At 60.7% G+C, this 23,249-nt stretch carries 21 protein-coding genes; 15 read left to right on the top strand and 6 right to left on the bottom strand.

Annotated features, from left to right (window positions below; all coding sequences use genetic code 11):
• Positions 1-105: 105 nt before the first annotated feature.
• Both CI807_RS26445 and CI807_RS26450 read right to left on the bottom strand, forming a co-directional pair.
• Complete coding sequence (locus CI807_RS26445; protein WP_016976716.1) at positions 106-909, bottom strand: AraC family transcriptional regulator; 804 nt, start codon at positions 907-909, stop codon at positions 106-108.
• 85 nt (positions 910-994) lie between these two features.
• The gene (locus tag CI807_RS26450; RefSeq protein WP_095016866.1) at positions 995-1,963 is read right to left on the bottom strand and encodes a hypothetical protein; all 969 of its coding nucleotides are present in this window, start codon (positions 1,961-1,963) and stop codon (positions 995-997) included.
• Positions 1,964-2,136: 173 nt separating this feature from the next.
• On the opposite strand from CI807_RS26450, the gene CI807_RS26455 reads away from it, so the two are divergent.
• Together CI807_RS26455 and CI807_RS26460 are read left to right on the top strand one after the other, a co-directional pair.
• Complete coding sequence (locus CI807_RS26455) at positions 2,137-3,627, top strand: PAS domain S-box protein (protein ID WP_095016867.1); 1,491 nt, start codon at positions 2,137-2,139, stop codon at positions 3,625-3,627.
• A gap of 107 nt (positions 3,628-3,734) precedes the next feature.
• Complete coding sequence (locus CI807_RS26460; RefSeq protein ID WP_071489650.1) at positions 3,735-4,007, top strand: DUF1652 domain-containing protein; 273 nt, start codon at positions 3,735-3,737, stop codon at positions 4,005-4,007.
• Here the strand turns inward: CI807_RS26460 and CI807_RS26465 are convergent.
• Together CI807_RS26465 and CI807_RS26470 are read right to left on the bottom strand one after the other, a co-directional pair.
• Positions 3,970-5,163 carry an MFS transporter gene (locus tag CI807_RS26465; RefSeq protein ID WP_095016868.1) on the bottom strand — a complete coding sequence of 398 codons (1,194 nt, stop codon included), beginning with the start codon at positions 5,161-5,163 and terminating at the stop codon, positions 3,970-3,972. The genes CI807_RS26460 and CI807_RS26465 overlap by 38 nt on opposite strands.
• A 77-nt stretch (positions 5,164-5,240) precedes the next feature.
• On the bottom strand, positions 5,241-5,549 hold the full coding sequence (locus CI807_RS26470; protein WP_095016869.1) for an RcnB family protein: 309 nt from the start codon (positions 5,547-5,549) through the stop codon (positions 5,241-5,243).
• 141 nt (positions 5,550-5,690) lie between these two features.
• Between CI807_RS26470 and CI807_RS26475 the strand changes: the two genes are divergently transcribed.
• From CI807_RS26475 to CI807_RS26490, 4 genes are all read left to right on the top strand, one after another.
• Positions 5,691-6,248: a helix-turn-helix domain-containing protein gene (locus CI807_RS26475; protein WP_095016870.1), complete on the top strand. Its 558-nt coding sequence runs from the start codon at positions 5,691-5,693 to the stop codon at positions 6,246-6,248.
• 11 nt (positions 6,249-6,259) lie between these two features.
• On the top strand, positions 6,260-7,606 hold the full coding sequence (locus CI807_RS26480) for a glutamine synthetase family protein (RefSeq protein ID WP_095016871.1): 1,347 nt from the start codon (positions 6,260-6,262) through the stop codon (positions 7,604-7,606).
• Positions 7,607-7,640: 34 nt separating this feature from the next.
• Positions 7,641-8,741: a DNA alkylation repair protein gene (locus CI807_RS26485; RefSeq protein ID WP_095016872.1), complete on the top strand. Its 1,101-nt coding sequence runs from the start codon at positions 7,641-7,643 to the stop codon at positions 8,739-8,741.
• Positions 8,742-8,887: 146 nt separating this feature from the next.
• On the top strand, positions 8,888-10,747 hold the full coding sequence (locus CI807_RS26490; RefSeq protein ID WP_095016873.1) for a DUF3857 domain-containing transglutaminase family protein: 1,860 nt from the start codon (positions 8,888-8,890) through the stop codon (positions 10,745-10,747).
• A 104-nt stretch (positions 10,748-10,851) separates the two neighbouring features.
• Here CI807_RS26490 and CI807_RS26495 read toward each other — a convergent pair whose 3' ends face one another.
• On the bottom strand, positions 10,852-11,745 hold the full coding sequence (locus CI807_RS26495; RefSeq protein WP_095016874.1) for a LysR family transcriptional regulator: 894 nt from the start codon (positions 11,743-11,745) through the stop codon (positions 10,852-10,854).
• 129 nt (positions 11,746-11,874) lie between these two features.
• Between CI807_RS26495 and CI807_RS26500 the strand changes: the two genes are divergently transcribed.
• The 6 genes from CI807_RS26500 to CI807_RS26525 all read left to right on the top strand — a co-directional run bounded on the left by CI807_RS26500 (position 11,875) and on the right by CI807_RS26525 (position 19,551).
• Positions 11,875-13,521: a GMC family oxidoreductase gene (locus tag CI807_RS26500; RefSeq protein WP_095016875.1), complete on the top strand. Its 1,647-nt coding sequence runs from the start codon at positions 11,875-11,877 to the stop codon at positions 13,519-13,521.
• Positions 13,522-13,586: 65 nt separating this feature from the next.
• Entirely contained in the window at positions 13,587-15,212 is a 1,626-nt protein-coding gene (locus CI807_RS26505) for an MFS transporter (RefSeq protein ID WP_095016876.1), read from the top strand.
• A 162-nt stretch (positions 15,213-15,374) separates the two neighbouring features.
• Positions 15,375-17,324: a DNA topoisomerase III gene (locus CI807_RS26510; RefSeq protein ID WP_095016877.1), complete on the top strand. Its 1,950-nt coding sequence runs from the start codon at positions 15,375-15,377 to the stop codon at positions 17,322-17,324.
• Positions 17,325-17,455: 131 nt separating this feature from the next.
• Entirely contained in the window at positions 17,456-17,896 is a 441-nt protein-coding gene (locus CI807_RS26515; protein WP_095016878.1) for a CBS domain-containing protein, read from the top strand.
• A gap of 8 nt (positions 17,897-17,904) precedes the next feature.
• Positions 17,905-18,750: an NAD-dependent protein deacetylase gene (locus CI807_RS26520; RefSeq protein WP_095016879.1), complete on the top strand. Its 846-nt coding sequence runs from the start codon at positions 17,905-17,907 to the stop codon at positions 18,748-18,750.
• Between the two features lie 471 nt (positions 18,751-19,221).
• Positions 19,222-19,551 carry a hypothetical protein gene (locus tag CI807_RS26525; RefSeq protein ID WP_095016880.1) on the top strand — a complete coding sequence of 110 codons (330 nt, stop codon included), beginning with the start codon at positions 19,222-19,224 and terminating at the stop codon, positions 19,549-19,551.
• A 61-nt stretch (positions 19,552-19,612) separates the two neighbouring features.
• Here CI807_RS26525 and CI807_RS26530 read toward each other — a convergent pair whose 3' ends face one another.
• Positions 19,613-20,518 (bottom strand): LysR family transcriptional regulator, encoded by a 906-nt coding sequence (locus CI807_RS26530; protein WP_095016881.1) that lies wholly within the window; start codon positions 20,516-20,518, stop codon positions 19,613-19,615.
• Positions 20,519-20,651: 133 nt separating this feature from the next.
• Between CI807_RS26530 and CI807_RS26535 the strand changes: the two genes are divergently transcribed.
• Genes CI807_RS26535 through CI807_RS26545 form a run of 3 tightly spaced genes read left to right on the top strand, consistent with a single transcriptional unit; the run spans position 20,652 to position 23,237 of the window.
• The gene (locus tag CI807_RS26535; protein ID WP_095016882.1) at positions 20,652-21,350 is read left to right on the top strand and encodes a CoA transferase subunit A; all 699 of its coding nucleotides are present in this window, start codon (positions 20,652-20,654) and stop codon (positions 21,348-21,350) included.
• A gap of 34 nt (positions 21,351-21,384) precedes the next feature.
• Positions 21,385-22,044, top strand: coding sequence for a CoA transferase subunit B (locus tag CI807_RS26540; RefSeq protein WP_003211625.1), 660 nt, complete (start codon positions 21,385-21,387; stop codon positions 22,042-22,044).
• 11 nt (positions 22,045-22,055) lie between these two features.
• On the top strand, positions 22,056-23,237 hold the full coding sequence (locus CI807_RS26545; RefSeq protein ID WP_095016883.1) for an acetyl-CoA C-acetyltransferase: 1,182 nt from the start codon (positions 22,056-22,058) through the stop codon (positions 23,235-23,237).
• Positions 23,238-23,249: the final 12 nt, after the last annotated feature.

A 23,249-nucleotide genomic window follows, 5' to 3' on the forward strand; every position in this document is an offset into this window, starting at 1 on the left:
CGGCCAGCGTGTTTGACGGGGCGCCTAAGATCAAAAGCCCGATCAAAAGCCAGATCAAAATCACGATCAAGAACGGCTCGCTTCGCATTGTGGTTTGTGCTGGTGTCAGCTACGGCGCCATTCATCCGGCGAGATGCCCAACACCCGGCGAAACACATGGGCCAGGTGCGACGGTGATTCGTAGCCGACGTTGTTGGCGATCTCCAGCACCGACAGGCGTGTATGCCGAAGAAGGGTTTGCGCCCGTTCCAGGCGCAGCCGTTGCACATAGGCCAACACCGTCTCACCGGTGTGCAACGCAAACAGGCGGGTCAGGTGCCGACGCGACATATGGAACACTGCCGCAATCTCATCCAGCCCCGGCGCATGCTCAAGGTTGCCTTCCACATAAGCCTTCACATCGCGCACCAGCATGGCGCCGTGGCGTTCGGTGGACGAGCGCTGCAGGCTCGGCTGGCTGAGGGAAACCGCCAGGCATTCGAGCAGCAGCAAATGATCGGCCTGGGCCAATTGGCGACGGCGGTCGACATAGGGGTCGGGTTGGCTGAAGGCCTTTTTCGCCAGCAGCAAATGGTGCAGCGGCGCCGAGGTTTGCCAGATACCCAGGGTGGGCACGCGCAGCAGGCGGTTGGCGTCACCGGACAGGTCACGCAGGGCGTAGCGCATGTAGTCAGGGTCGACGTAGAACGCCAGGTGGCCCTGGCTGGCGGTGAGTGACGATGAGGAATGGCTGCATTGCGGCGGCACCAACACGAACTGGCGTTCGATCACCGAGGTGGTGCGCCCGCTGTCTTCGTCCTTGAAGCGCAGCAAACCGTGTTCGGGCACCATCAGCATGAACTCGTCATGGGCGTGGGCCCCGGTTTCATAGGCGCCGTTGGAGTTGAAGACGCTGTAGATATCACGCATCGCCAGGCACTGCCGGTGGGTGTTGGAGTGCTGACACTAGCATGTTTGGTGCCAGTGAAAAGCAGCGTCCATGCTGCAAACCCCGTTAAGCCAACGGCACTCGACGCGTGGTCAGGGCCATGCGCCCCACCAGGAAGCTCAACGCTGCGCCCAGCAGCAACATCGCCAAGGTGCTCCACGCCGCGCGGGAGAGCTGTTGGGCCGCCACTTCGCCGGCTTCACGGGCTTTCTGCTCGGCCTGCTGTTTCAGCTCATCGACCTTCTGCATGGCTTGTTGATAAGCCTGGGCATAGTTGTCGACGATCTGGGTGGCTTCCTCCTTACTCTTGCCAGTGCGGGCCGCAACGATATTGACCAATGCGTCTTTGTCCGCTGCATTCAGCGCGGGCTCACCGGAAGCCTTGACGCGTTCGAACCATTGCTTCAACGCATCGCCAGCCTGGGCAGGGTTGCTGGCTGCGGCGGTCGCCGACCGCTTGCCATCGGCAGTGGCCTGGTCGGTTTTCTGTTCGACGTTGGCCGGGTCCAGCTCAGGCTTGCCGCTTTGCTTGAGCAAGGTATCCAGCTCGCCTTGCAGGCTGTTCCAGTCCAGCTGGATGCCCTGCTCGTTCAACTGCTGCTTGACACTGTCGCCAATGCCCGGTGCTACCGCGGCAATGCCGCTGCCGGCAGCCGACAGGCCTTTGCCCACCACATTGCCGGCGGTGCCGACGACACTGGCGGCCAAGCCCGCCAGCAGCCAGGTGGTGAGCAGCGTGGTGAGGGTCCAGGTCAGTACGCCGTGCAGGCCGCCGCGATCAGGGGCCGTGCGGCCGGCCACAAAGGCGCCGAGGCCAACAGCGACCAGGGTCGAGACAAACAGCCAGATCCCGGCACCGGTGCCGAACCCACTCAAGGGGTTGCCCGCTTGCATGGGGTTGACGGCGCTGGCGCCGATGGCGGTGCCCAACACGCTCAGCACCAGGTAACTCACCAGGGCAATTGCACTCCCGGCCAGCACCGCACTCCAGGACACGCGAAACGGCGAACGGTTGGTTTCATAGACAGGGGTCATGATTGATCCTTTTAGCGTTATTGACCGCCTTAGTCTGGCGAGCCAAGTACCGCTCGTCCCCGCGCAAATGCACCGGGCTGCATAGTGCATTTGCACCCCACCCCAGGCAATTGGTCTGCACTATCCTGAAGCCCCGGTGTCGTAATTCCACGCGTCTAAAACCCGGAGAAACCATGACCCAGGATGTCCTCGCCAAAGAAACCAACCGCCGCCAACTGCAGCAGATTGTCTCCGGGGTATCCGACGGCATCATCCTCGCGGAAGTCGACCAAACCATCCTCTGGGCCAACGAAGCTGCGCTGAACATGCACGGCATCGATGACGTCGCTGCACTGGGTGCCAATACCCAGGCCTACGCCGAACGATTTGCCCTGCGCTATCGCAACAACCACCCGGTGCTGTTGGAGAACTACCCCCTGGCCCGTGTCGCTGCTGGCGAAGAGTTCAGTGACGTGGTGGTGGAAGTCACGCCCACCGCCGATGAAGAAAAAACCTGGGTCCACCGCCTGCGCAGCCTGGTAATCAGTGACTCCCACGGTGAACCGGAACTACTGGTGCTGATCCTCAGTGACGCCACCGAATGGGCCAGCGCCGAACAGCGCTTCGAAAAAACCTTCAATGCCAACCCGGCGCCGGCAGTGATCTGTCGCCTGAGTGACTTGCGCTACATCAAGGTCAACCAAGGCTTCCTGGAAATGACCGGCTACAACCGCGATCAGGTCATCGGTAAATCCGTCTATGAACTGGACGTGCTGGAACAGGCCGAGCGCAAGGACCTGGCCATCCAGCGCCTGGGCGAAGGCGCGACCATCCCGCAGATGCAGGCCGAACTGCGCCTGCCTGAGGGCGGCAGCAAATTGGTGATCGTGGCCGGCCAGCCGCTGGACATGAACGAAGAGGACTGCATGTTGTTTTCGTTCATGGACCTGGAGCCGCGACGCAAAGCAGAAATCGCCCTGCGCCAGAGCGAGGAGCGTTTCGCCAAATCCTTCCGCCTCACGCCCGTGCCGACCCTGGTGTGCAGCGCCGGCAACCGCCAGGTGGTGGACATCAACGAGGCGTTCATGAGCATCACCGGCTATATCAGCGAAGAGCTGATCGGCAAGTCCATTGAAGACATCGACTTTATCGACAGTCCCCAGGCGGGCGCGCAGTTGTTTGCCACCCTGGAAAAAGCCGGCAACCTCGACGGCCAGGACCTCAAGGTGCGCAAGAAAGGCAGCGAAGTGATCGATTGTGTGGTGTCCGCCGATACCGTGATCATTGAGGACGTGCCGTGTTACCTGCTGGTGATGATGAACATCACCGAACGCAAACGCTCCGAGCTGGAGTTGGTGGCGGCCATCGAGGAAGTGATGCAGGACGCTTCCTGGTTCAGCCAGACACTGATCGAAAAACTCGCCAACGCCAAGAGCGTCAACAGCCCCAATCAACCGAATATCGCCTTTACCGACCTCACGGCCCGTGAACGCGATGTCCTGGGTTTGATCTGTGAAGGCCTGGCCGACAAAGAGATCGCCTCACGCCTCAAACTGGCGCCCAATACCGTACGTAACCATGTGGCCACGGTGTACTCGAAGTTGGGGGTGCACAGCCGCAGCGCGGCTATCGTCTGGGCCCGTGAACGCGGGCTGTTTGCCGGGGAATTGCGCCTCAAGAAATAGGCCGCGAAAGTGCAAATGCACTAGTGCACCTAGTGCGAATTCGCCTTATTGCAGCGGGCGGCACGCCATAACCTTCAAGCATCGAACTTATGCCTGAAGGAACCCGCATGTTTACCCTCTCTCAACTGCGAAATTGCATCGAAGAAGGCCTGTCGCCGCTGACATGTGAGTTCACCCTGTGCCGGGACGCGTCCCTGACCCTCAAGGTCTATGACGCCGAAACCGGCCGGGTGGATCTGGTGGTGACCGGGATCAGCACCAACCGCCTGCAGACCCCGCAAGAAGTGGAAAAGATGGTGGAAGAACTGCGCTACGAACTGCAGAGCAACACCATGGGCAAGCTCACACTGGATGACTTGCCTTCAACGACGCCCCAATGAAATAGAACACCCCGCCCCCCACGATGAACGCCCCCAGCATGTAGAACATGTAGTGGGCCGGCAGGCTGGACAGCACCAGTCCGCATAACACCGGCCCCAACGCGGCGCCCAGGTTGGACAGGTTCTGTGCCCCGTAGTACATGCCGCGCAGGTGGTCCGGGGCAATCCGGTCGATAAACATGTACTCGGCCGGAAACACGATGATCTCCCCCACCGTGAACACCGCCATCGCCAGCACCCACGCCAACAGGCTGGTCGACAACGCGAAACCAATGATCCCCAGCAAAAACATGCCCAGGCCTGCGATCAGCCATTGACCGAGATAGCGGTGCGAAATGCGCCGCCCGATCACGTATTGCAGAGCAATCACCAGCACCGCATTGGTGGTCAGCACGGCACTGACCACGGTGTAGGTGTAATCGGCAGTGGTGGTCGTTACCAGGTATTGCGAAAGCCACGCGGTGAACTGGCCGAACACCACGGCACTGAGCACGCCGCCGAAGGTGAAGCAGACCAGGCGATGATCGCTTAAAAGCACCCGGCCGACGGCCAGGAACGGCACCGGCTTTTGCGGGGCATCGACGGTGGCCAGGCTACGGTCGCCCCAGCGCCAGTACAGCAGGAAAAACCCTACACCCAAGAGCGCAGACAGAATAAACGGCAAGCTGATATCCAGCTTGGCAATCATCGCCCCGAAAAAAGGCCCAACCGCATAGCCGATATTGGTCAGGGTGTACTTGATGGAAAACACTTCGCTGCGGGCACCTTCGGGCAACAGGCTGGCAAAGCCGGCTTTGACGGCGATATCGATCACCGCGTAAGCCAGGTTGATCAGGATCAGGCAGGTGTAGAACGCCCAGATAGTCTGCGCCAGTACCGTGCCGATGAAACCCAGCACAAACAGCATGCTCAAGGCCAGCAGTAGCCGGTAGCTATTGATGCGGTCTACGAGAAAGCCGCCGTACACACTGAGCAACGAGCCGACAATCAGCGAACTGCCGATCACCAGGCCGACCTGGGTGATATCGAGGGCGAAGCGATGGCTGAGGTAAATGACCAGATACGGAAACGTGATTGCCTTGGCCAACGTGAGCAGCAACGTGGCAGACAACAACAGATTAACGGTGCGGGGGTAGTTTCTTATTGTGGCAAGCATCCTGCTCTCGATCTTTATAAGGTAACCCGGCCTCTATAGCCGGTTACCTTAACCCGGGGCAATCCACACCCACACTGTCATTTCTTCACGGGGGTGATCTCAAGAATGGTGCCGTTGGTGGTCTTGAGCAACACAAACTTGTCGCCCACCCGCGCCCACTGGCTGTCTTCTTCAGGCTGCTTGAGGCCGCGTTTTTGCCAGTCGCTGACCGCCGACTCCTTGCGCATCAGAATATCGGGCGCGCGGTCACCTTCTTTCAGGTCACGGGTGTTGATGTTGGAAGGTTGCACGGTTTCCTGAGGCGTATCACCGGCCTGCACGACAAAACTGACAGTGGACAGGCTGGTGGCGACCAGCAGCGAGGCGATCAGGGATTTGGACTTCATGGGTGCTCCTTCAATGAATGATGCGTACCCAGGTTCGGACCGCTGCCGCGCATGATCATTCAATCCACCTGGGGCAGATGTCCCATTGCCTCCGTGAAATAAATCCTGTAATTTTTCATGAAATTTATCGAAATAAATTTCATGACACCCCAAGAAGAACTTGCCGCCCTCGCCGCGCTGATCCACGACCTGCGTAAGCACAAGAAGCTCACCCTCGCCCAGCTCGCGCAAAAAATCGAGCGCTCGGTGGGTTTCCTGTCCCAGGTCGAACGTGGCCTGTCCCGCCCGACCGTGGCCGATCTCACTGCCATCAGTCACGCCCTCGACGTGCCCACCACCTATTTCTACAGCCAGCCCAAGCCCAAGGCGGTGGACTGGATTACCCGCCCCAATGAGCGGCGCACGGTGTATTACGCCAATGGCATCACCGACATCCTCGTCTCTCCGAGCATGAACGGCGCCTTTTCGATGCTCGACAGCCTGTTGGCGCCTGGCGCCAACAGCGGTGAACAAACCATGAGCGACCGCGCCGAACAAGCCGGTTTTGTGCTGGAAGGCGAGTTGACCCTGTGGGTTGAAGGTGAAGCCGACTCGGTCACCCTCGGCCCAGGCGACAGTTTCCACCTGGCCAGCTTCGCCCATTGCCGCTATGCCAACCTGACCGACCTGCCCGCCCGCGTGTTGTGGGTTTACAACTAGGAGCTGCACCCGTGAAAAGCCAAGCCTGCACGTTACTGGCCGAAGTACGGACCTTTCGACAGAACCACCCCGACGTGCGTTATGTCGACCTGATCGCCCTGGACATCCCAGGGCACTTCTACGGCAAGCGCTACCCCGTCGAGATGCTGGAAAAAGTCGCCGCCGGCAGCCCGCTGAAGCTACCGCAGAACGCCGTGCTGCTGGGGGTTCAGGGCGGGTTGTTCAAGATTGGCGACTATTGCTTCAACGACGGCGACCCGGATGCCAACCGCCGCCTGGTGCCTGGCACGCTCAAGCCAGTGAGCTGGGAGTCGCAGCCCTTGGGCCAGATGCTGATCACCTCGGACGGCACCGAAGCGCCCATCGAATTCGAACCCCGCGAAGTGCTGGCCAAGGTGCTGGAGCGTCTGCAGCACAAGGGCATCCACCCGGTGGTGGCGTTTGAACTGGAGTTCTACCTGTTCGACAAAAAACTCGACAACGGCCTGCCGCAATTCGCCCGCGACCCACTGAGCGATGACCCCGACGACCAGCCCAACCTGCATATCGAACGGCTGTCGCGCTTTGGCGAAGTGCTCGACGACATGGCGCAAACCGCCACGGACCAGGGCATCGACATCACGGTGATCACTGCCGAGATCGGCCCCGGCCAGTTCGAGATCAACTTCGGCCACCTCGACGATGGCATGCGCGCCGCCGACTGGGCCGCCCTGTTCTGCCGCAGCACCCGTGGCGTGGCGCTCAAGCACGGTTACCGCGCCAGCTTCATGGCCAAGCCGTACCTGCAATACCCGGGTAGCGGCATGCATGTACATGTCAGCCTGTATGACGGCGCTGGCAATAACCTGCTGGCGGCGCACCAGCAGCAACCGCTGCGGCATGCTGTGGCCGGCTGCCTGGAATTGTTGCCTCATTGCATGCCGATCTTCTCGCCCAACCACAACGCCTTCCGCCGCCTGGGCGGTGCAGTCAACGCCGCCACCCGTGCCAGTTGGGGCTTTGAAGACCGTGACGCGTGCGTGCGCATTCCCGAGTCAGACCCACGCAACCTGCGCATCGAGCACCGGCTGGCCAGCGCCGATGCCAACCCCTATCTGGTGCTGGCGGCGATCCTCGTCGGCCTGGAGCATGGCCTTGAAGCCAAGCGCGAACCCATCGCCCCGCTGAACGAAGATCGCAGCAGTGGCACCGACTTCCCACTGGAAATGCTCGACGCCGTGCGCGCCATGCAGCATCAAGCGGTATTGCGCGATAAGCTGGGCGCCGAATTTGTCGACGTGTACTGCGAAAACAAACGCCAGGACCACCTGGCCTTCCAACAAGAGATCAACGCGCGGGAGTACCGCTGGTTTCTCTAACCGCCACTTTCTCTAACCGCCACCGGAATCACCGATGACCGACCAAAGCGCCCCGGCCCTCAAGGAAATCTTCAACGTCGAACGCCTGCAACACATCGCCGATGAAATGACAGCCGTGTACCCGGCGTTCGACGCCAAGGGCTTCCTCAAGCACGCCAAGGCCGGGTTGGCCGAGTTGTCGGTGATGCAGCGCATGGCGCGGGTCAGCGAAAGCCTGCACGCGGTGATCCCGCTGGATTATCCGCAGACCCTCAAGCTGCTGCATGCCCTGGCGCCGCGCCTGAACAGCGCGTTTGTCAGCCTGTTCCTGCCGCATTTCGTGGCAAGTTACGGGTTGCACGATTTCAAGCGCTCCATGGCTGCTCTTAAATACTTCACCACCTTTGGTTCCGCCGAATTCGCCATCCGCCACTTTCTGCTGCACGACTTCCCGGGCACATTGGCAGTGATGCAAGACTGGTCGCTGGATGACAACGAACACGTGCGCCGCCTGGCCAGCGAAGGTTCGCGGCCGCGCCTGCCTTGGTCATTCCGTTTGGCCGAAGTGCAGGCCAACCCCGAGCTGTGCGCATCGATCCTCGACAACCTTAAGGCCGATAACAGCCTCTACGTACGCAAGTCCGTGGCCAACCACCTCAACGACATCACCAAGGACCACCCGGACTGGGTGCTCAGCCTGATCGAGGGCTGGAACCTGGATAACCCGCACACCGCGTGGATCGCCCGCCATGCTCTGCGTAGCCTGATCAAACAAGGCAACACCCGCGCCCTGACGATCATGGGCGCAGGCGCCAAGGCCGAGGTGAAGATCCACCATCTACAGGTCACGCCGGCGGTGATCAACCTGGGCGACCGCATCAACCTGTCGTTCAGCCTGGAGTCCACCGCCACTACCCCACAGAAACTGGTGGTGGACTACGCCATCGACTACGTGAAAAGCGCCGGCCACAGTGCCGCAAAGGTCTTCAAGCTCAAGGCGTTTACCCTCGGCGCTGGCGAACTTCACAGCCTCCGACGTGAGCAACATATCCGCGAGTTGACCACGCGTAAGCATTACCCCGGCAAGCATGTCGTCCATGTGTTGATCAACGGCGAGAGGCTTGCCAGTGCCGACTTCGAACTGCGAAACGACTGACACAAATCAAAGAAAAGGCTCTAGCACGGGCCTTTCAGCCACATAAATTGTCGAACAATCCTGGCTTTCTCAGTTGCGATCCATTATCATCCAGCGCCTTCTCGCTACCCATTGGGTAGCTGTTTCAATGTGTCACCGAGGCGCCCATGTACCGTTTTTCGTTTCACCGCCCCCTGATTGCCATCAGCCTGGGGCTTGTTGCTCCTGGCGTGTTTGCCGCACTGCAACCGCTGGCCGAAGCACCACTGGCCAGCGACACTGAGCTGCACTGCCACTTCAACCGCGACGCCAGTACCGACTGCACCACCACCTACCGCTATACGATCCTCAAGCCGAGCGGCCGCGAAATGCTCTCGCGCATCGACTTCGATTATTCCGAAGGCGACACCTTTGAAGTGATCAGCGCGCAGTCCACCCAGCCCGGCGCCAAGCCAGTGGCGCTGGATGCGACGCAGATCGACACCCGCACCGCGCCCAATCCGGACCAGGGCTTCAGCCGCAACAAACAGACCTCGCTGGCCTTCCCCAACCTGCGCGTCGGCACGCAGATTCGCTACACCGTACGCGAGCACCACGCCGCCAAGCCCTTGATGACCCAGTTTCACTACGTGCTCAAATTCGGCGCCAGCCCGGCGCGGCGCGACCGATTCAAGGCGCGTTTTACTGCCGAGCGCCCCCTCCAGTGGCGCAGCGAACTGTTCGAGGGTTTCAGCGTAACGCCGTCGCAGAATGGCAAGACCCTGGACGTGGTGCAAAAGGCCCCGACCTACCTCAACTACATCAACGAGGCCTCCAACGCCGCGTTGCTGCGCATCCCGCGTATCGAGGTGGGCAGTGCTCTGGAGCGCCAGGCGTACTTCGGGGCGTTCGCGCAGCGCTACAACCAGATCCTCGGGGCCAACCTGCCATCGCAAAGTGCTGCTGCCGTGGTTGCCGTGCGCGGTTTGGCGCCGGCCGAACAGGTCGCGGCATTGATGCAGCACATCAACGATCACTATCGCTACCTGGGTAATTGGCGGGCGACAGAGCGCGGCTACGTGCCCTTTAACCTCGCTGAAATCGAACAGCACGGTTATGGCGACTGCAAGGACCTGGCAATCCTGCTGACCGCCTTGCTCAAGGCCAGTGGCATCAAGGCCGAAACCGCCTGGGTAAGCCGGGGCGATGTGGTCGAGTCGCTACTGATCCCCGGCACCCAGGCGCCGAACCACGCCATCGTGCGCGCCGAAGTGGACGGCCAGGTGTGGTGGCTCGACCCGACCAACCCGGTGTTCGCCCCCGGCCAGGTCATGCCCGATATCCAGGACCGCTGGGTGCTGGTCAACGACGCCCAGAGTCAGGTGCGCGAGGAACATATCCCGCTGGAACGCCCCGAAACCACCCTGCGCCTGGACAAACAGGTGCACTACGACAAACAAGGCGACGGCGCGACCCAGGCCACGATCACCTTCAGCCGCCTGCCGCTGATGCAACTGAGCGTCGCCGACCGCCAGCAAGGCAGCACCGCTACCGACCAGGACATCTGCGCCAACTTCGGCAACGAGATCAGCGACTGCCAGATCACTCGCCCGGCCACCGGCTTTGTGGTGCATGACGGCTACACCGTCACGGCCCAAATGAATGATCAGCGGGCACTGGAAAAGCTGGCGAATGACTACGTGTACAGCGATGAATCGCTCAAGGGTCGTTGGGATGGTTTTATCAACTACCGCCGCCAAGGGCAGCAGGCCGAGCTTGATCTGGGCAACCCGCAAACCCATGACTACAGCATCACCCTGAGCGGCGGGCGGATGGAAAAAACCATCCCGGGTTGCCAGGTGCGTTCGCCGTGGTATGACTTGGATCTGCAGGGTTCGCAGGAGAATGGCGGGCTGCGTTATCACTATCGCCTGAGTCAGAAGGTGCGTTGGTTGAGCCATGATGAGATTGTCAGCAAGGCGTTCGGGAAAATGATTGAGGATGCACGGGCTTGCGCGGAGCAGGTGCATCAGGTGGTGAAACTCTAACCCCATTTTGTAGGAGCGAGCTTGCTCGCGAAGAAACCTGAGAGCGCCGCGCTATATCATGAACGCTGCGTTATCGTTGACGTTCTTCGCGAGCAAGCTCGCTCCTACAGGGGCTCGCCAAGCAACAAGCGTTGCTCGCGCGCGCACAACTCCACCACGTAATCCCACAACACCCGCAGCCGCACCGACTTGTGCAACTCCCGGCGCGAACTGATCCAGTAACTGCGCTGGATCCCCTCCCCCGGCAGCAACGGCACCAACTCCGGATCGCCAGACGCCATGAAGCACGGCAGCACCGCAATCCCCAACCCGGAGCGCGCGGCCTGGTGCTGGGCAATCACGCTAGTGCTGTGGAACACCACCTTGGGGTTGCGGCAGAAGCTGCTGAGGAACTTGAGTTCCTGGCTGAACAGCAAATCATCCACGTAATCGATCCACGCGTGCGCGGCGAGGTCTTCGCGCTTTTCGATCGGTGGGTTGCGGTCCAGATAGGCACGGCTGGCGTAGAGGGCCAGGCGGTAGTCGGTGAGTTTGCGGGTAACCAGTTGATCGACACTGGGGCGTTCGAGGTGGATGCTGATCTCCGCTTCGCGGTTGAGAATGCTGACAAAGCGCGGCACCGCCACCAACTCCACTTCCAGCCCAGGGTAGCGATCAAATAGCCCACCCATGCGACTGGCCAGGAACATCACGCCCAAGCCTTCGGCCACGCCGAGGCGGATCTTGCCCAAGGGCGCGGCGGAGTGGGTCAGTTCGTCCTCGGCCAACAGCGCGACGTTTTCCATGGCTTCGGCGTGCTTGAGCAGCGCTTCGCCGGCAGGCGTCAACTCGTAGCCCTGCGCGTGCTGAACGAACAGCGCGGTGCCGAGGCTTTTCTCGATCGCCTCGATATGCCGGGCCACGGTGGCGTGGGTAGTCTTCAGGCGTTGCGCGGCGGTGAGCAAGCGGCCGCTGCGCTGCAGCTCCAGAAAATACCGCAGGTCGTTCCAGTCGAACATGACGCCTCCATTGCGTGAGCCTTGGCGGTGCTGTTTAAAAACGCACAGCAGCTGGGTAAAAACTAACATTTTTAAGACGAAAACTAACAACTAGGATGGAGCCAATAAGAAAAACAAGCGAGGCCTCAGATGCCCATTGCAACTGCTGAATACGATTACATCGTCGTAGGCGCCGGCCCCGCGGGCTGCCTGCTGGCCAATCGACTGTCCGCCAACCCCGCTCACCGCGTGCTGCTGCTTGAAGCCGGCGGCCGTGACAACTACCCCTGGATCCACATTCCCGTCGGCTACCTGTTCTGCATCGGCAACCCACGCACCGACTGGTGTTTCAAGACCGAAGCCCAGGAAGGCCTGCAAGGCCGTGCGCTGAGTTACCCACGGGGCAAGGTGCTGGGCGGCTGCTCCTCCATCAACGGCATGATCTACATGCGCGGCCAGGCCCGGGATTACGACGGCTGGGCTGCAGAAGGCAACGCGGGCTGGGCCTGGAAAGACGTGCTGCCGCTGTTCAAGCAGAGCGAAAACCATTTTGCCGGTGGCTCGGAATTCCACAGCGATGGCGGTGAATGGCGCGTCGAACAGCAGCGCCTGCACTGGCCGATCCTCGATGCCTTCCGTGATGCGGCGGCGCAAAGTGGTATTGCCAACATCAATGACTTCAACCAGGGCGACAACGAAGGCTGCGGCTACTTCCAGGTCAACCAGAAAGCCGGCGTACGCTGGAATGCGGCCAAGGCGTTTCTCAAGCCGGTTCGCCAGCGCCCCAACCTCACGGTGATGACCGAAGTGGAGGTCGACCGCGTGCTGCTGGAAAACGGCCGTGCCTCCCAGGTGATCGGACGCCAGCAGGGCCAGCAGCTGAGTTGGAAGGCCCGCAAGGAGATCGTCCTGTGCGCTGGCTCCGTGGGGTCGCCAGGCATCTTGCAGCGTTCAGGAATCGGTCCGTCCAGTGTGCTCAAACCCTTGGGCATCGACGTCCTGCATGAACTGCCGGGCGTTGGTGGCAACCTGCAGGACCACCTGCAACTGCGGCTGATCTACAAACTGGAAAACGCCCGCACCCTCAACCAGATCGCCGGCACGCTATGGGGCAAGATGGGCATGGGCCTGCGCTACCTGTATGACCGCAGCGGCCCGCTGTCGATGGCGCCCAGCCAGCTCGGCGCGTTTGCCCGCTCGGGCGCGGAACAGACCTCGGCCAACCTCGAATACCACGTGCAGCCGCTGTCACTTGAGCGTTTTGGCGAGCCGCTGCACGCATTCCCGGCGTTCACCGCATCGGTCTGCGATTTGCGCCCGCAAAGTCGCGGGCGCATCGACATTCGCTCGGCCAACCCGGCGGATGCACCGCTGATCCGCCCCAATTACCTGAGCCATCCGGAGGACTTGCGGGTGGCCGCCGACGCGATCCGCCTGACGCGCCGCATTGTTGCCGCACCGGCCCTGAGCCAGTTCAAACCGGTGGAATACCTGCCGGGGGATTCGCTGCAAAGCGAGGACGAATTGCACGAAGCCGCCGCGCGCATCGGGACGACCATCTTCCATCCGGTCGGCACCTGCCGCATGGGCAGCGATAAAGACGCGGTGGTGGACGCGCAACTGCGGGTGCATGGCGTGCCTGGTTTGCGCATTGCCGATGCCTCTGTCATGCCGCGCATCACGTCCGGCAATACCTGTTCACCGACGCTGATGATCGCGGAGAAGGCCGCGCAGCTGATCCTTTCGCCGAATACAAGGAGTCTCGCCCCGGAGAAAGAACTGGTTCATGCAATCTGAATAGCGGCGCCAGAACTGGCGCCGACAGTGGAACAACAATAAATAATCACTGTGAGGGCTACCCGATGTCAGAACATGCTCAACCCCTGGGCTCGGCGGTCAACGCCGCCGTTACCCGTAACGACTCAAAGAAGGTCATCTTCGCCTCGTCCCTGGGGACGGTGTTCGAGTGGTATGACTTTTTCCTCTACGGCGCCCTCGCGGCGGTGATCAGCAAGCAGTTCTTTGCCGGGGTCAACGACACCACGGCGTTCATCTTTGCCTTGATGGCCTTTGCAGCCGGCTTTGTGGTGCGGCCGTTCGGCGCGCTGGTGTTTGGCCGCCTGGGCGACATGATCGGGCGCAAGTACACCTTCCTGGTCACCATCATCTTGATGGGCGTGGCGACCTTCTGTGTCGGGCTGTTGCCGACCTACGCCAGCATCGGCATTGCGGCACCGATCATCCTGATCGTGCTGCGCATGCTGCAAGGCCTGGCGCTGGGCGGTGAATACGGCGGTGCAGCGACCTATGTGGCGGAACATGCGCCAGCGGGCAAACGCGGCTTCCACACCAGCTGGATTCAATCCACGGCGACCCTCGGCCTGCTGCTGTCACTGCTGGTGGTGCTGGCCTGCCGTTACTTCACCGGTGACCAGTTCGAAGTGTGGGGCTGGCGTATTCCGTTCCTGTTCTCCATCGTGCTGTTGGGTATTTCCACCTGGATCCGCATGAGCCTGCATGAGTCGCCGGCGTTCCTCAAAATGAAAGAGGAAGGCAAGGCCAGCAAGTCGCCGATCCGCGATTCATTCGGAAAATGGGAAAACCTCAAGATCGTGCTGATCGCCCTGTTCAGCATCAACGGCGGCCAGGCGGTGACCTTCTACGCGGCGCAGTTCTATGTGCTGTTCTTCCTCACCCAGTTCCTGAAGATGGACCCGGCCCTGGCCAACATGCTGCTGATCATCAGCGTGGTGATCGGCGCGCCGTTCTTTATCTTCTTCGGCTGGCTGTCGGACAAGGTGGGCCGCAAGCCGGTGCTGATGCTCGGCCTGCTGCTGGCGACCGCGCTGTACTTCCCGATTTTCAAGAGCCTGGCGCACTACACCAACCCGGCGATGGACCAGGCCAGTAACCAGGCCCCGATCACCGTGCTGGCCGATCCGGCGACCTGTACCTTTCAGTTCGACCCGGTGGGCAAGGCCAAATTCGACAGCCCGTGCGACAAGGTCAAGACCTTTCTGGTCAAGCAGGGCCTGCCCTACAGCAGCGCCGCCGCACCGGCCGGCAGCCCGGTGCAGGTGAGCGTGGGCGACGTGCGTATCGAAGGTTTTGACGAAAAAGCCCTGCGAGGCGCCGTGACATTGGCCGGCTACCCGTCGTCGGCGGACGTGGCCCAGGTCAACAAGACCATGGTGGTGGTGCTGATCGTGGCGCTGATCCTGATCGCCGCCATGTGCTACGGCCCGCTGGCCGCGTTGATGGTGGAGTTGTTCCCGACCCGCATCCGCTACACCTCGATGTCCCTGCCCTACCACATCGGCAACGGCTGGTTTGGCGGGTTCCTGCCGACCGTGTCGTTCGCGCTGGTGGTGTACACCGGCGATATCTTCTACGGCCTGTGGTACCCGGTGGTGGTGACCGGAGTGAGTCTGATCGTGGGGCTGTTCTGCCTCAAAGAAACGCGGCATGTGGATATTGATAACAATTGAATCAGCTTTAAGGGGGATAGCTGCAAGTAAACGCTGACCGGCTTTTACTTGCAGCTTGCAGCTTGAAACTTATAGCTGTACATCCATCCAGATAAAGGTTGATCAAACCTCTTCTTTTGCCCATGCTTCAACCCATTCAACGGCGTAACGAACGGGCTGAGCATGCGGCTGTACCTCTGTGAAAAACCTTCCCAGGCCAAGGATATAGCGGCCGTACTCGGCGCCAGTCGTCGGGGCGATGGCTGCTGGCTGGGCAATGGCGTCACGGTCACCTGGTGCATCGGCCACCTGCTGGAAACCGCCCCGCCCGACGCCTACGACGAAAAGTACAAACGCTGGGTGCTGGCCGACCTGCCCATCGTCCCGGAAAAATGGAAGATGCGCGTCAAGCCCAAGACCGCCAGCCAGTTCAAGGCGGTCAAGCGGTTGCTGGGAGAAGCCCAGGAACTGGTGATCGCCACCGACGCCGACCGCGAAGGCGAGATGATCGCGCGTGAGCTGGTGGAGCATTGCCGCTATCGCGGGCCGATCCAGCGGCTGTGGCTGTCAGCGCTGGACGACGCCTCCATCCGCAAGGCTTTAGCGGCCCTCAAGCCCGGTGCCGAAACCTTCAGCCTGTACCACTCGGCCCTGGGCCGTTCCCGCGCCGACTGGCTGATCGGCATGAACATGAGTCGCCTGTTTACCTTGCTGGGGCGCCAATCCGGTTATCAGGGCGTATTGCCTGTAGGTCGCGTGCAAACGCCGACCTTGCGCCTGGTGGTGGACCGCGACCGCAGCATCGCCGATTTCGTGCCGGTGGCGTACTGGGCCATCGATGTCGACCTGCGCCACAACGCCATGACCTTCACCGCCCAGTGGCGCGCGGCCGAGGATGCCTGTGATGACCAGGGCCGCTGCCTCAACCCGCAACTGGCGCGAGACGCTGCCGACGCGATGCGCAACGCCGCCACCGCAAGGCTGGTCAAGCTGCGTACCGAACGCATGCGCGAAGTGGCACCGCTGCCCTTCGATCTCGGCAACCTGCAGGAAATCTGCTCGAAAAAACTCGGCCTCGGCGCCCAGGAAACCCTGGATATTGCCCAGTCGCTGTATGAAACCCACAAGGCCATCACCTACCCGCGCAGTGACTGCGGCTACCTACCGTTGAGCCAGCACAGCGACGCGCCGAAGATTCTTGCTGCGTTGGGGCGTGCTGATACAGCGGTGAACGAGCTGATGCCGCATATCGACCCGCAGCGTCGCTCACGGGCATGGAATGACGCCAAGGTCAGCGCCCACCACGGCATCATCCCGACCGGCGCCGGCAAGGACGTGGGGCAACTCACCGGCAAGCACCGCGCGGTGTACACCTTGATTCGGGCACGCTACCTGGCGCAGTTCCTGCCCAACCATGAATACGATCGTACTCAGGCGGATTTCGACGGTGCAGGCCAAGCGTTGCGCGCGGTGGGCAAAGTGGTGATCGACCCGGGTTGGAAACGCGCCCTGCCCGAAGCCTTGGCGCCAGCCAAAGGGCGTGAAGCGCCAGCCCCACAAGCATTGCCGGCATTGGTACAGGGCCAGGATTATGCCGTGGCCAAGGTCAACCTCAAGGACCTGTGGACCCAGCCGCCTAAACCCTTCACCGAAGGCGACCTGATCAAGGCGATGAAAAACGTCGCCAAGCTGGTGGAAGACCCGCTGCTCAAGCAAAAGCTCAAGGACACCACCGGCATCGGCACCGAAGCCACCCGCGCGGGCATCATCCAGGGCCTGTTGGACCGTGGCTACCTGGTGAAGAACGGTAAGGCGCTGTCGGCCACCCCGGCAGCGTTCAGCCTGATCGACGCCGTACCCCGCGCTATCGCAGACCCCGGCACCACGGCGATCTGGGAGCAGGCGCTGGACATGGTGCAAAGCGGCGAAATGAGCCTGGAAGAATTCGTGGCCAAGCAGGCGGCCTGGATGAGCAAACAGGTAGCACGCTGCAATGGCCTGCGCATGACCATCACCGGCCCGGCCAGTCCGGCAGTCCGAGGTGCCGCGCCGTGGAAAAAGAAGCGCAAAAGCGCACCACGCAAAGCGGGAGCCAGCCCCAAACGGACGAGAAAGCCGACAACTGCGGGGTAAAACCCGAAAAAATCCGGCGAATGACGTTTTTCGACGGGTTTAGCGCCGCTTTGGACCTTGCCGCCGCGAGGGCCGTCTAGGATTCTGTAGGGGGAGCCTGACTAACCAACAAAAAAACCGGAGTGGCCGCCATGAAAACCGTTGCAGAAGTGCTCAAAGCCAAGGACAAGAAAAACCAGGAAGTCCATGTCATCAAACACGACCACACCGTGTTTGAAGCACTGGTCCGCATGTCGGAGAAAAACGTCGGGGCCTTGCCGGTCGTCCAGGATGGCGTGGTGGTAGGCATCATCAGCGAACGTGATTACGCCCGCAAAATCATGCTCAAGGGGCTTTCGTCGGTCACCACAAAGGTGCATGAGGTGATGAGTTCTCCAGTGATCACCGTCGACACCCATAAAAAGGTCGATGAGTGCATGAACATCATGACCGACAGTCACCTGCGCCACCTGCCGGTGGTCGAAGACGGCAAACTGTTGGGCCTGCTCTCCATCGGTGACTTGGTCAAAGAAGCCATTGCCGACCAGGCTCACCTGATCAAACAGCTGGAGCAGTACATCCGCGGCGAATAGGGGAACCCATGCTCGACACGCTGGAACATCAAGAGGACCACCTCGACACCCTGTACCGGGCCATGGCAGACCGGCGTTTTCTGGTGTTGACCGGTGCGGGGATCAGCACGTCGTCGGGCATTCCCGATTACCGCGACAGCGAAGGCGTGCGTCGGGGCAAGGCGCCAATGATGTACCAGGAATTCCTCGCCACCCCTCAGGCGCGACGCCGTTATTGGGCGCGAGCGATGTTGGGCTGGCCGAGGGTCCGCATTGCGCAACCGAACAAGGCGCACCAGGCGTTGGCGATGCTGCAACAACGCGAGCGCATCAGTGGGTTGATCACCCAGAACGTCGACACCCTGCATGATCAGGCCGGCAGCCATGACGTGATCGAACTGCACGGCAGCCTGCACCGGGTGCTGTGCCTGGATTGCCAATTGCACAGCCAGCGCGATGCAATCCAGCGGCAGATGGAAATCGACAACCCCTATTTGGCGCATGTCCATGCGGTGCAGGCGCCGGATGGCGACACCCTGCTTGATCCCGCCTTTGAAGAACACTTCCAGGTCCCGCGCTGCCCCCACTGCAATGGCGAGCGCTTGAAACCGGATGTGGTGTTTTTTGGCGAGAACGTAGCGCCGACAACAGCGGCCAGGGCGATGGTTGCAGTAGAGCATGCCGAGGGGTTGCTGGTGGTGGGGTCGTCGCTGATGGCCTATTCGGCGTTTCGCCTGTGCAAGGCCATGGTCGAACAGGGCAAACCCGTCATTGCCATCAACTTGGGCAAGACCCGAGGGGATGAGCTATTACAGGTGAAGATCGAAGCCGAGTGTGAGCGATTGTTGCCCTTGCTGACAGAGCGATTGGCCTGATATCTGCCTGACCTACACCTCCAGAAAATGACGCCCAAGTCACGTTTTCCCGCATTCCCCCGTCCCCACGGCGATTTATGTAGTGATCAAAAATAATCACTACATAACCGTTGACGTAACCTTTTTGTCCTTGCATTATCGAGACGTCTCCCGGATCGGGAGCGTTGGCAACAAGCGTTTTGAACAAGCTCGTCTGACCGCCGAGCTGTTTTTTCCGGATGTGCACTGCCCACAAGGCGGATTGATGAAGCTGACCGGCCCGAAGGGCTCGGTACAAGGCGCTCAAATGCGGCTTGTCTTCGTTATGAAAGCATTGCGTAGCAGTTCATCAGCAAGACTACATGCATCAGGTTCAAGACCCTGCCCGTATTCGGCAGACAATCGCTGACGCCCGGTTTTCGCAACCGGAGACAACTAAAGATGTTTTAACGAACCAACTGATAGATCGCCAACTGGTCAAGGGGCTTACACATGAATCTGAACAACCAACCAACTATCGATGAATTGGCTGAGATGTTCGCAGCGCAGAAAGACACACTCGACGACCATATCCTGTGGATTGGCAAATCGGGCGAAGTGCAACTTGACTGCCTGGAGCCCAATACCGAAGAGGCTGAGTTCGACCGCAATCACCGTGAGCTGGCGGCACGCCTGAGGGTTTACCGTCGGGGCCAGGGTTATGTCGGCAAGAAAGCCGCCGCCGATCGCAACTTTATCGAGCAGGTATTCCACACACTTAATACCGAATGGCAGAACCTCAAAGGCCAATCGAACGTTAAAGTGATTGATAGATACTGCTGATAACACCGCCTTAAACATTTAAGCCCGCTTGTTCATTCAAGCGGGCTTTTTAATGCATGAGTTACAACAATGCCGGAAACCGCCCCTTTGTCGCTTCATCGCGGAAAATATCAAACAACACCTGCGCCGCTGCCGAGAGTTCATGCCCTGGCTTGGTCAGCACACCAATCGGCCGCTCGATTACCGGGTCGGTCAAGGTGATGCAGTGGGCGCCCGCCTCTTCCATCTGCCTTGCGCACAACGCCGGTACCGCGCTGACGCCCAAACCACTCGCGACCATCTTGCCCACTGTCGCCAGTTGATGACTTTCCAGGGCGACCGGCAGCTTCATCTGTAGCGCGCCCAGATGCTCCTCCAGCATGACCCGAACCGTCGACGGACGTTGCAAAGTGATGAACGGCTGTTCAAGCAAGGTTTTCCAATCGATTTGAGTACAGTCTGCCAAGGGCGAATCACCCGGAACCACCGCGATAAAGCGATCCAGGTACAAAGGCGTAAATGCCAGTGATGAACCTTCAGCAGGCTCAAACGCCACGCCCAACTCTACCTGCCGGTCGCGCACCATCTCCAGCACCTGCTCATTGATCAGATCATGCACGGTCACATTCACCTGAGGGTAACGCGCGCGGAATATCTTCAGGATCGGTGGCAGCAAATTGCCCGCAAACGAGGGCATCGCCGCGACAGTGACTCGCCCACGCTGCAAAGTGAAACGCTGGCGCAGTTCGTCTTCGGCGTTGTCCCAGTCGGCAATCAGCCGGCGCGCCAGGGGCAGCAAGGACTCGCCTTCGGGCGTCAGGGCAACGTTGCGGGTATTGCGGCTGAACAGGCGCCCGCCCAGGCCTTCTTCCAGACCCTTGATGGTCAGGCTCAGCGCCGATTGGGAGAGGTGCAGGCGCTCGCAGGCGGCGGCAAAACTCAGGCTTTGGGCCACGGCGAGAAACGCGCGCATCTGTTTAACGGTCATGACGCTACTCCAAACGGTCAGGCGACTATGCTGTTTTTTAAATCAATCAACCTTAAAAAACAACTTAACAAATCAATCAGTCGGCGCAACACTCGGTTCATTGGCTGGCCCACAAACAATAAAAGAGGTGCATATGGCAGGTTTCGATAAACGCGTGGCGTCCTACGAGGAAGCACTGGCAGGCCTGGAAGACGGCATGACCGTACTCTCCGGCGGTTTTGGCCTGTGCGGCATTCCGGAAAACCTCATCGCCGAGATCAAGCGCAAAGGCACCCGCGACCTGACCGTGGTTTCCAACAACTGTGGCGTCGACGGTTTCGGCCTGGGCGTGTTGCTGGAAGAAAAACAGATCAGCAAGGTGATCGCCTCCTACGTCGGTGAAAACGCCCTGTTCGAGAAGCAATTGCTTAGCGGCGAAATCGAAGTGGTGCTGACCCCTCAAGGCACCCTGGCCGAGAAAATGCGCGCGGGCGGCGCCGGCATCCCGGCCTTCTTCACCGCGACCGGCGTCGGCACCCCGGTGGCTGAAGGCAAGGAAACCCGCGAATTCAACGGTCGTCCGTACCTGATGGAAGAATCCATCACCGGCGACTTCGCCATCGTCAAAGGCTGGAAAGCCGACCACTTCGGCAACGTCATCTATCGCCACACCGCCCAGAACTTCAACCCGCTGGCCGCCACCGCCGGCAAGATCACCGTGGTCGAAGTCGAAGAAATCGTCGAACCGGGCGACCTGGACCCGGCGCAGATCCACACCCCTGGCATCTACGTCGACCGGATCATCTGCGGCACGTTCGAGAAGCGCATCGAACAGCGCACCGTGCGCAAATAATCCGTCCCCAGCCCGAATAATAAGGACACATAAAATGGCTCTTACCCGCGAACAAATGGCTCAACGCGTCGCCCGCGAAATGCAGGACGGCTTCTACGTGAACCTCGGCATCGGCATTCCGACCCTGGTGGCCAACTACATCCCCGAAGGCATGGAAGTAATGCTGCAATCGGAAAACGGCCTGCTGGGCATGGGTCCTTTTCCTACAGAAGAAACCATTGATGCCGACATGATCAACGCCGGCAAGCAGACCGTGACCGCACGCATCGGTGCGTCGATCTTCTCCTCCGCCGAGTCTTTCGCGATGATCCGTGGCGGCCACGTCGACCTCACTGTGCTTGGCGCATTTGAGGTGGACGTACAAGGCAACATCGCCTCATGGATGATTCCCGGCAAGCTGGTCAAAGGCATGGGCGGCGCCATGGACCTGGTGGCCGGTGCAGAAAACATCATTGTGATCATGACCCACGCGTCCAAGGACGGTGAGTCCAAGCTGCTCAGCCAGTGCAGCCTGCCGCTGACCGGCGCCAACTGCATCAAGCGTGTATTGACCGACCTCGCGTACCTGGAAATCGAAAATGGCGCTTTTGTCCTCAAGGAACGCGCACCTGGCGTCAGCGTTGAGGAGATTGTGAGCAAGACCGCCGGTAAACTGATCGTCCCGGACCACGTTCCAGAAATGCACTTCCAGTGAGGACAGATTCCATGCAAGACGTCGTGATTGTTGCTGCCACCCGCACCGCCGTGGGCAGCTTCCAGGGTTCGCTGGCGAATATCCCGGCACCGGAATTGGGCGCTGCCGTGATCCGTCGCCTGTTGGAACAGACTGGCCTGGACCCGGCCCAAGTGGATGAAGTGATCCTCGGCCAGGTGCTCACCGCCGGCTCAGGCCAAAACCCGGCGCGGCAGGCTTCGATCCTCGCCGGCCTGCCCCACGCCGTGCCGAGCCTGACCCTCAACAAAGTCTGCGGCTCCGGCCTCAAGGCCCTGCACCTGGGCGCCCAGGCCATCCGTTGCGGCGATGCCGAAGTGATCATCGCCGGCGGCATGGAGAACATGAGCCTGGCACCGTACGTACTGCCCGCCGCACGCACGGGTTTGCGCATGGGCCACGCCAAGATGATCGACAGCATGATCACCGACGGCCTGTGGGATGCATTCAACGACTACCACATGGGCATCACCGCCGAGAACCTGGTGGACAAGTACGGCATCAGCCGTGAAGCCCAGGACGCGTTCGCTGCGGCGTCCCAACAAAAAGCCTCCGCCGCTATCGAAGCGGGCCGCTTTGTCGACGAGATCACCCCGATCCTGATTCCCCAACGTAAAGGCGACCCGGTGGCCTTCGCCGTGGATGAACAGCCACGCGCCGGCACCACCGCCGAGTCCCTGGCCAAGCTGAAACCGGCGTTCAAGAAAGACGGCAGCGTCACCGCCGGCAACGCCTCCAGCCTCAACGACGGCGCCGCCGCCGTGCTGCTGATGAGCGCCGACAAGGCCAAGGCCCTCGGCCTGCCGGTACTGGCGCGTATCGCCAGCTACGCCAACGCGGGCGTCGACCCAGCCATCATGGGCATCGGCCCGGTCTCGGCGACCCGCCGCTGCCTGGACAAAGCCGGCTGGAGCCTGGGTGACCTGGACCTGATCGAAGCCAACGAAGCCTTCGCCGCACAATCCCTGGCGGTGGGCAAAGAGCTGGAATGGGACGCAGAAAAGGTCAACGTCAACGGCGGCGCTATCGCCATCGGCCACCCGATCGGCGCATCAGGCTGCCGCGTGCTGGTGACCCTGCTGCATGAAATGATCAAGCGTGATGCCAAGAAAGGTTTGGCAACGCTGTGCATCGGTGGCGGCCAGGGTGTCGCGCTGGCGCTCGAACGCGCTTGACTGTAGAAGCGA

Source organism: Pseudomonas sp. NS1(2017), from assembly GCF_002269425.1.
Lineage (GTDB): Bacteria > Pseudomonadota > Gammaproteobacteria > Pseudomonadales > Pseudomonadaceae > Aquipseudomonas > Aquipseudomonas reactans.

What these genes read in the sequence shown, in the direction of transcription:
- CI807_RS26445 (WP_016976716.1), bottom strand. Translation starts at nt 909, where the DNA reads ATGCGTGATATCTACAGCGTCTTCAACTCCAACGGCGCCTATGAAACC.
- CI807_RS26450 (WP_095016866.1), bottom strand. Translation starts at nt 1,963, where the DNA reads ATGACCCCTGTCTATGAAACCAACCGTTCGCCGTTTCGCGTGTCCTGG.
- CI807_RS26455 (WP_095016867.1), top strand. Translation starts at nt 2,137, where the DNA reads ATGACCCAGGATGTCCTCGCCAAAGAAACCAACCGCCGCCAACTGCAG.
- CI807_RS26460 (WP_071489650.1), top strand. Translation starts at nt 3,735, where the DNA reads ATGTTTACCCTCTCTCAACTGCGAAATTGCATCGAAGAAGGCCTGTCG.
- CI807_RS26465 (WP_095016868.1), bottom strand. Translation starts at nt 5,163, where the DNA reads ATGCTTGCCACAATAAGAAACTACCCCCGCACCGTTAATCTGTTGTTG.
- CI807_RS26470 (WP_095016869.1), bottom strand. Translation starts at nt 5,549, where the DNA reads ATGAAGTCCAAATCCCTGATCGCCTCGCTGCTGGTCGCCACCAGCCTG.
- CI807_RS26475 (WP_095016870.1), top strand. Translation starts at nt 5,691, where the DNA reads ATGACACCCCAAGAAGAACTTGCCGCCCTCGCCGCGCTGATCCACGAC.
- CI807_RS26485 (WP_095016872.1), top strand. Translation starts at nt 7,641, where the DNA reads ATGACCGACCAAAGCGCCCCGGCCCTCAAGGAAATCTTCAACGTCGAA.
- CI807_RS26490 (WP_095016873.1), top strand. Translation starts at nt 8,888, where the DNA reads ATGTACCGTTTTTCGTTTCACCGCCCCCTGATTGCCATCAGCCTGGGG.
- CI807_RS26495 (WP_095016874.1), bottom strand. Translation starts at nt 11,745, where the DNA reads ATGTTCGACTGGAACGACCTGCGGTATTTTCTGGAGCTGCAGCGCAGC.
- CI807_RS26500 (WP_095016875.1), top strand. Translation starts at nt 11,875, where the DNA reads ATGCCCATTGCAACTGCTGAATACGATTACATCGTCGTAGGCGCCGGC.
- CI807_RS26505 (WP_095016876.1), top strand. Translation starts at nt 13,587, where the DNA reads ATGTCAGAACATGCTCAACCCCTGGGCTCGGCGGTCAACGCCGCCGTT.
- CI807_RS26510 (WP_095016877.1), top strand. Translation starts at nt 15,375, where the DNA reads ATGCGGCTGTACCTCTGTGAAAAACCTTCCCAGGCCAAGGATATAGCG.
- CI807_RS26515 (WP_095016878.1), top strand. Translation starts at nt 17,456, where the DNA reads ATGAAAACCGTTGCAGAAGTGCTCAAAGCCAAGGACAAGAAAAACCAG.
- CI807_RS26520 (WP_095016879.1), top strand. Translation starts at nt 17,905, where the DNA reads ATGCTCGACACGCTGGAACATCAAGAGGACCACCTCGACACCCTGTAC.
- CI807_RS26525 (WP_095016880.1), top strand. Translation starts at nt 19,222, where the DNA reads ATGAATCTGAACAACCAACCAACTATCGATGAATTGGCTGAGATGTTC.
- CI807_RS26530 (WP_095016881.1), bottom strand. Translation starts at nt 20,518, where the DNA reads ATGACCGTTAAACAGATGCGCGCGTTTCTCGCCGTGGCCCAAAGCCTG.
- CI807_RS26535 (WP_095016882.1), top strand. Translation starts at nt 20,652, where the DNA reads ATGGCAGGTTTCGATAAACGCGTGGCGTCCTACGAGGAAGCACTGGCA.
- CI807_RS26540 (WP_003211625.1), top strand. Translation starts at nt 21,385, where the DNA reads ATGGCTCTTACCCGCGAACAAATGGCTCAACGCGTCGCCCGCGAAATG.
- CI807_RS26545 (WP_095016883.1), top strand. Translation starts at nt 22,056, where the DNA reads ATGCAAGACGTCGTGATTGTTGCTGCCACCCGCACCGCCGTGGGCAGC.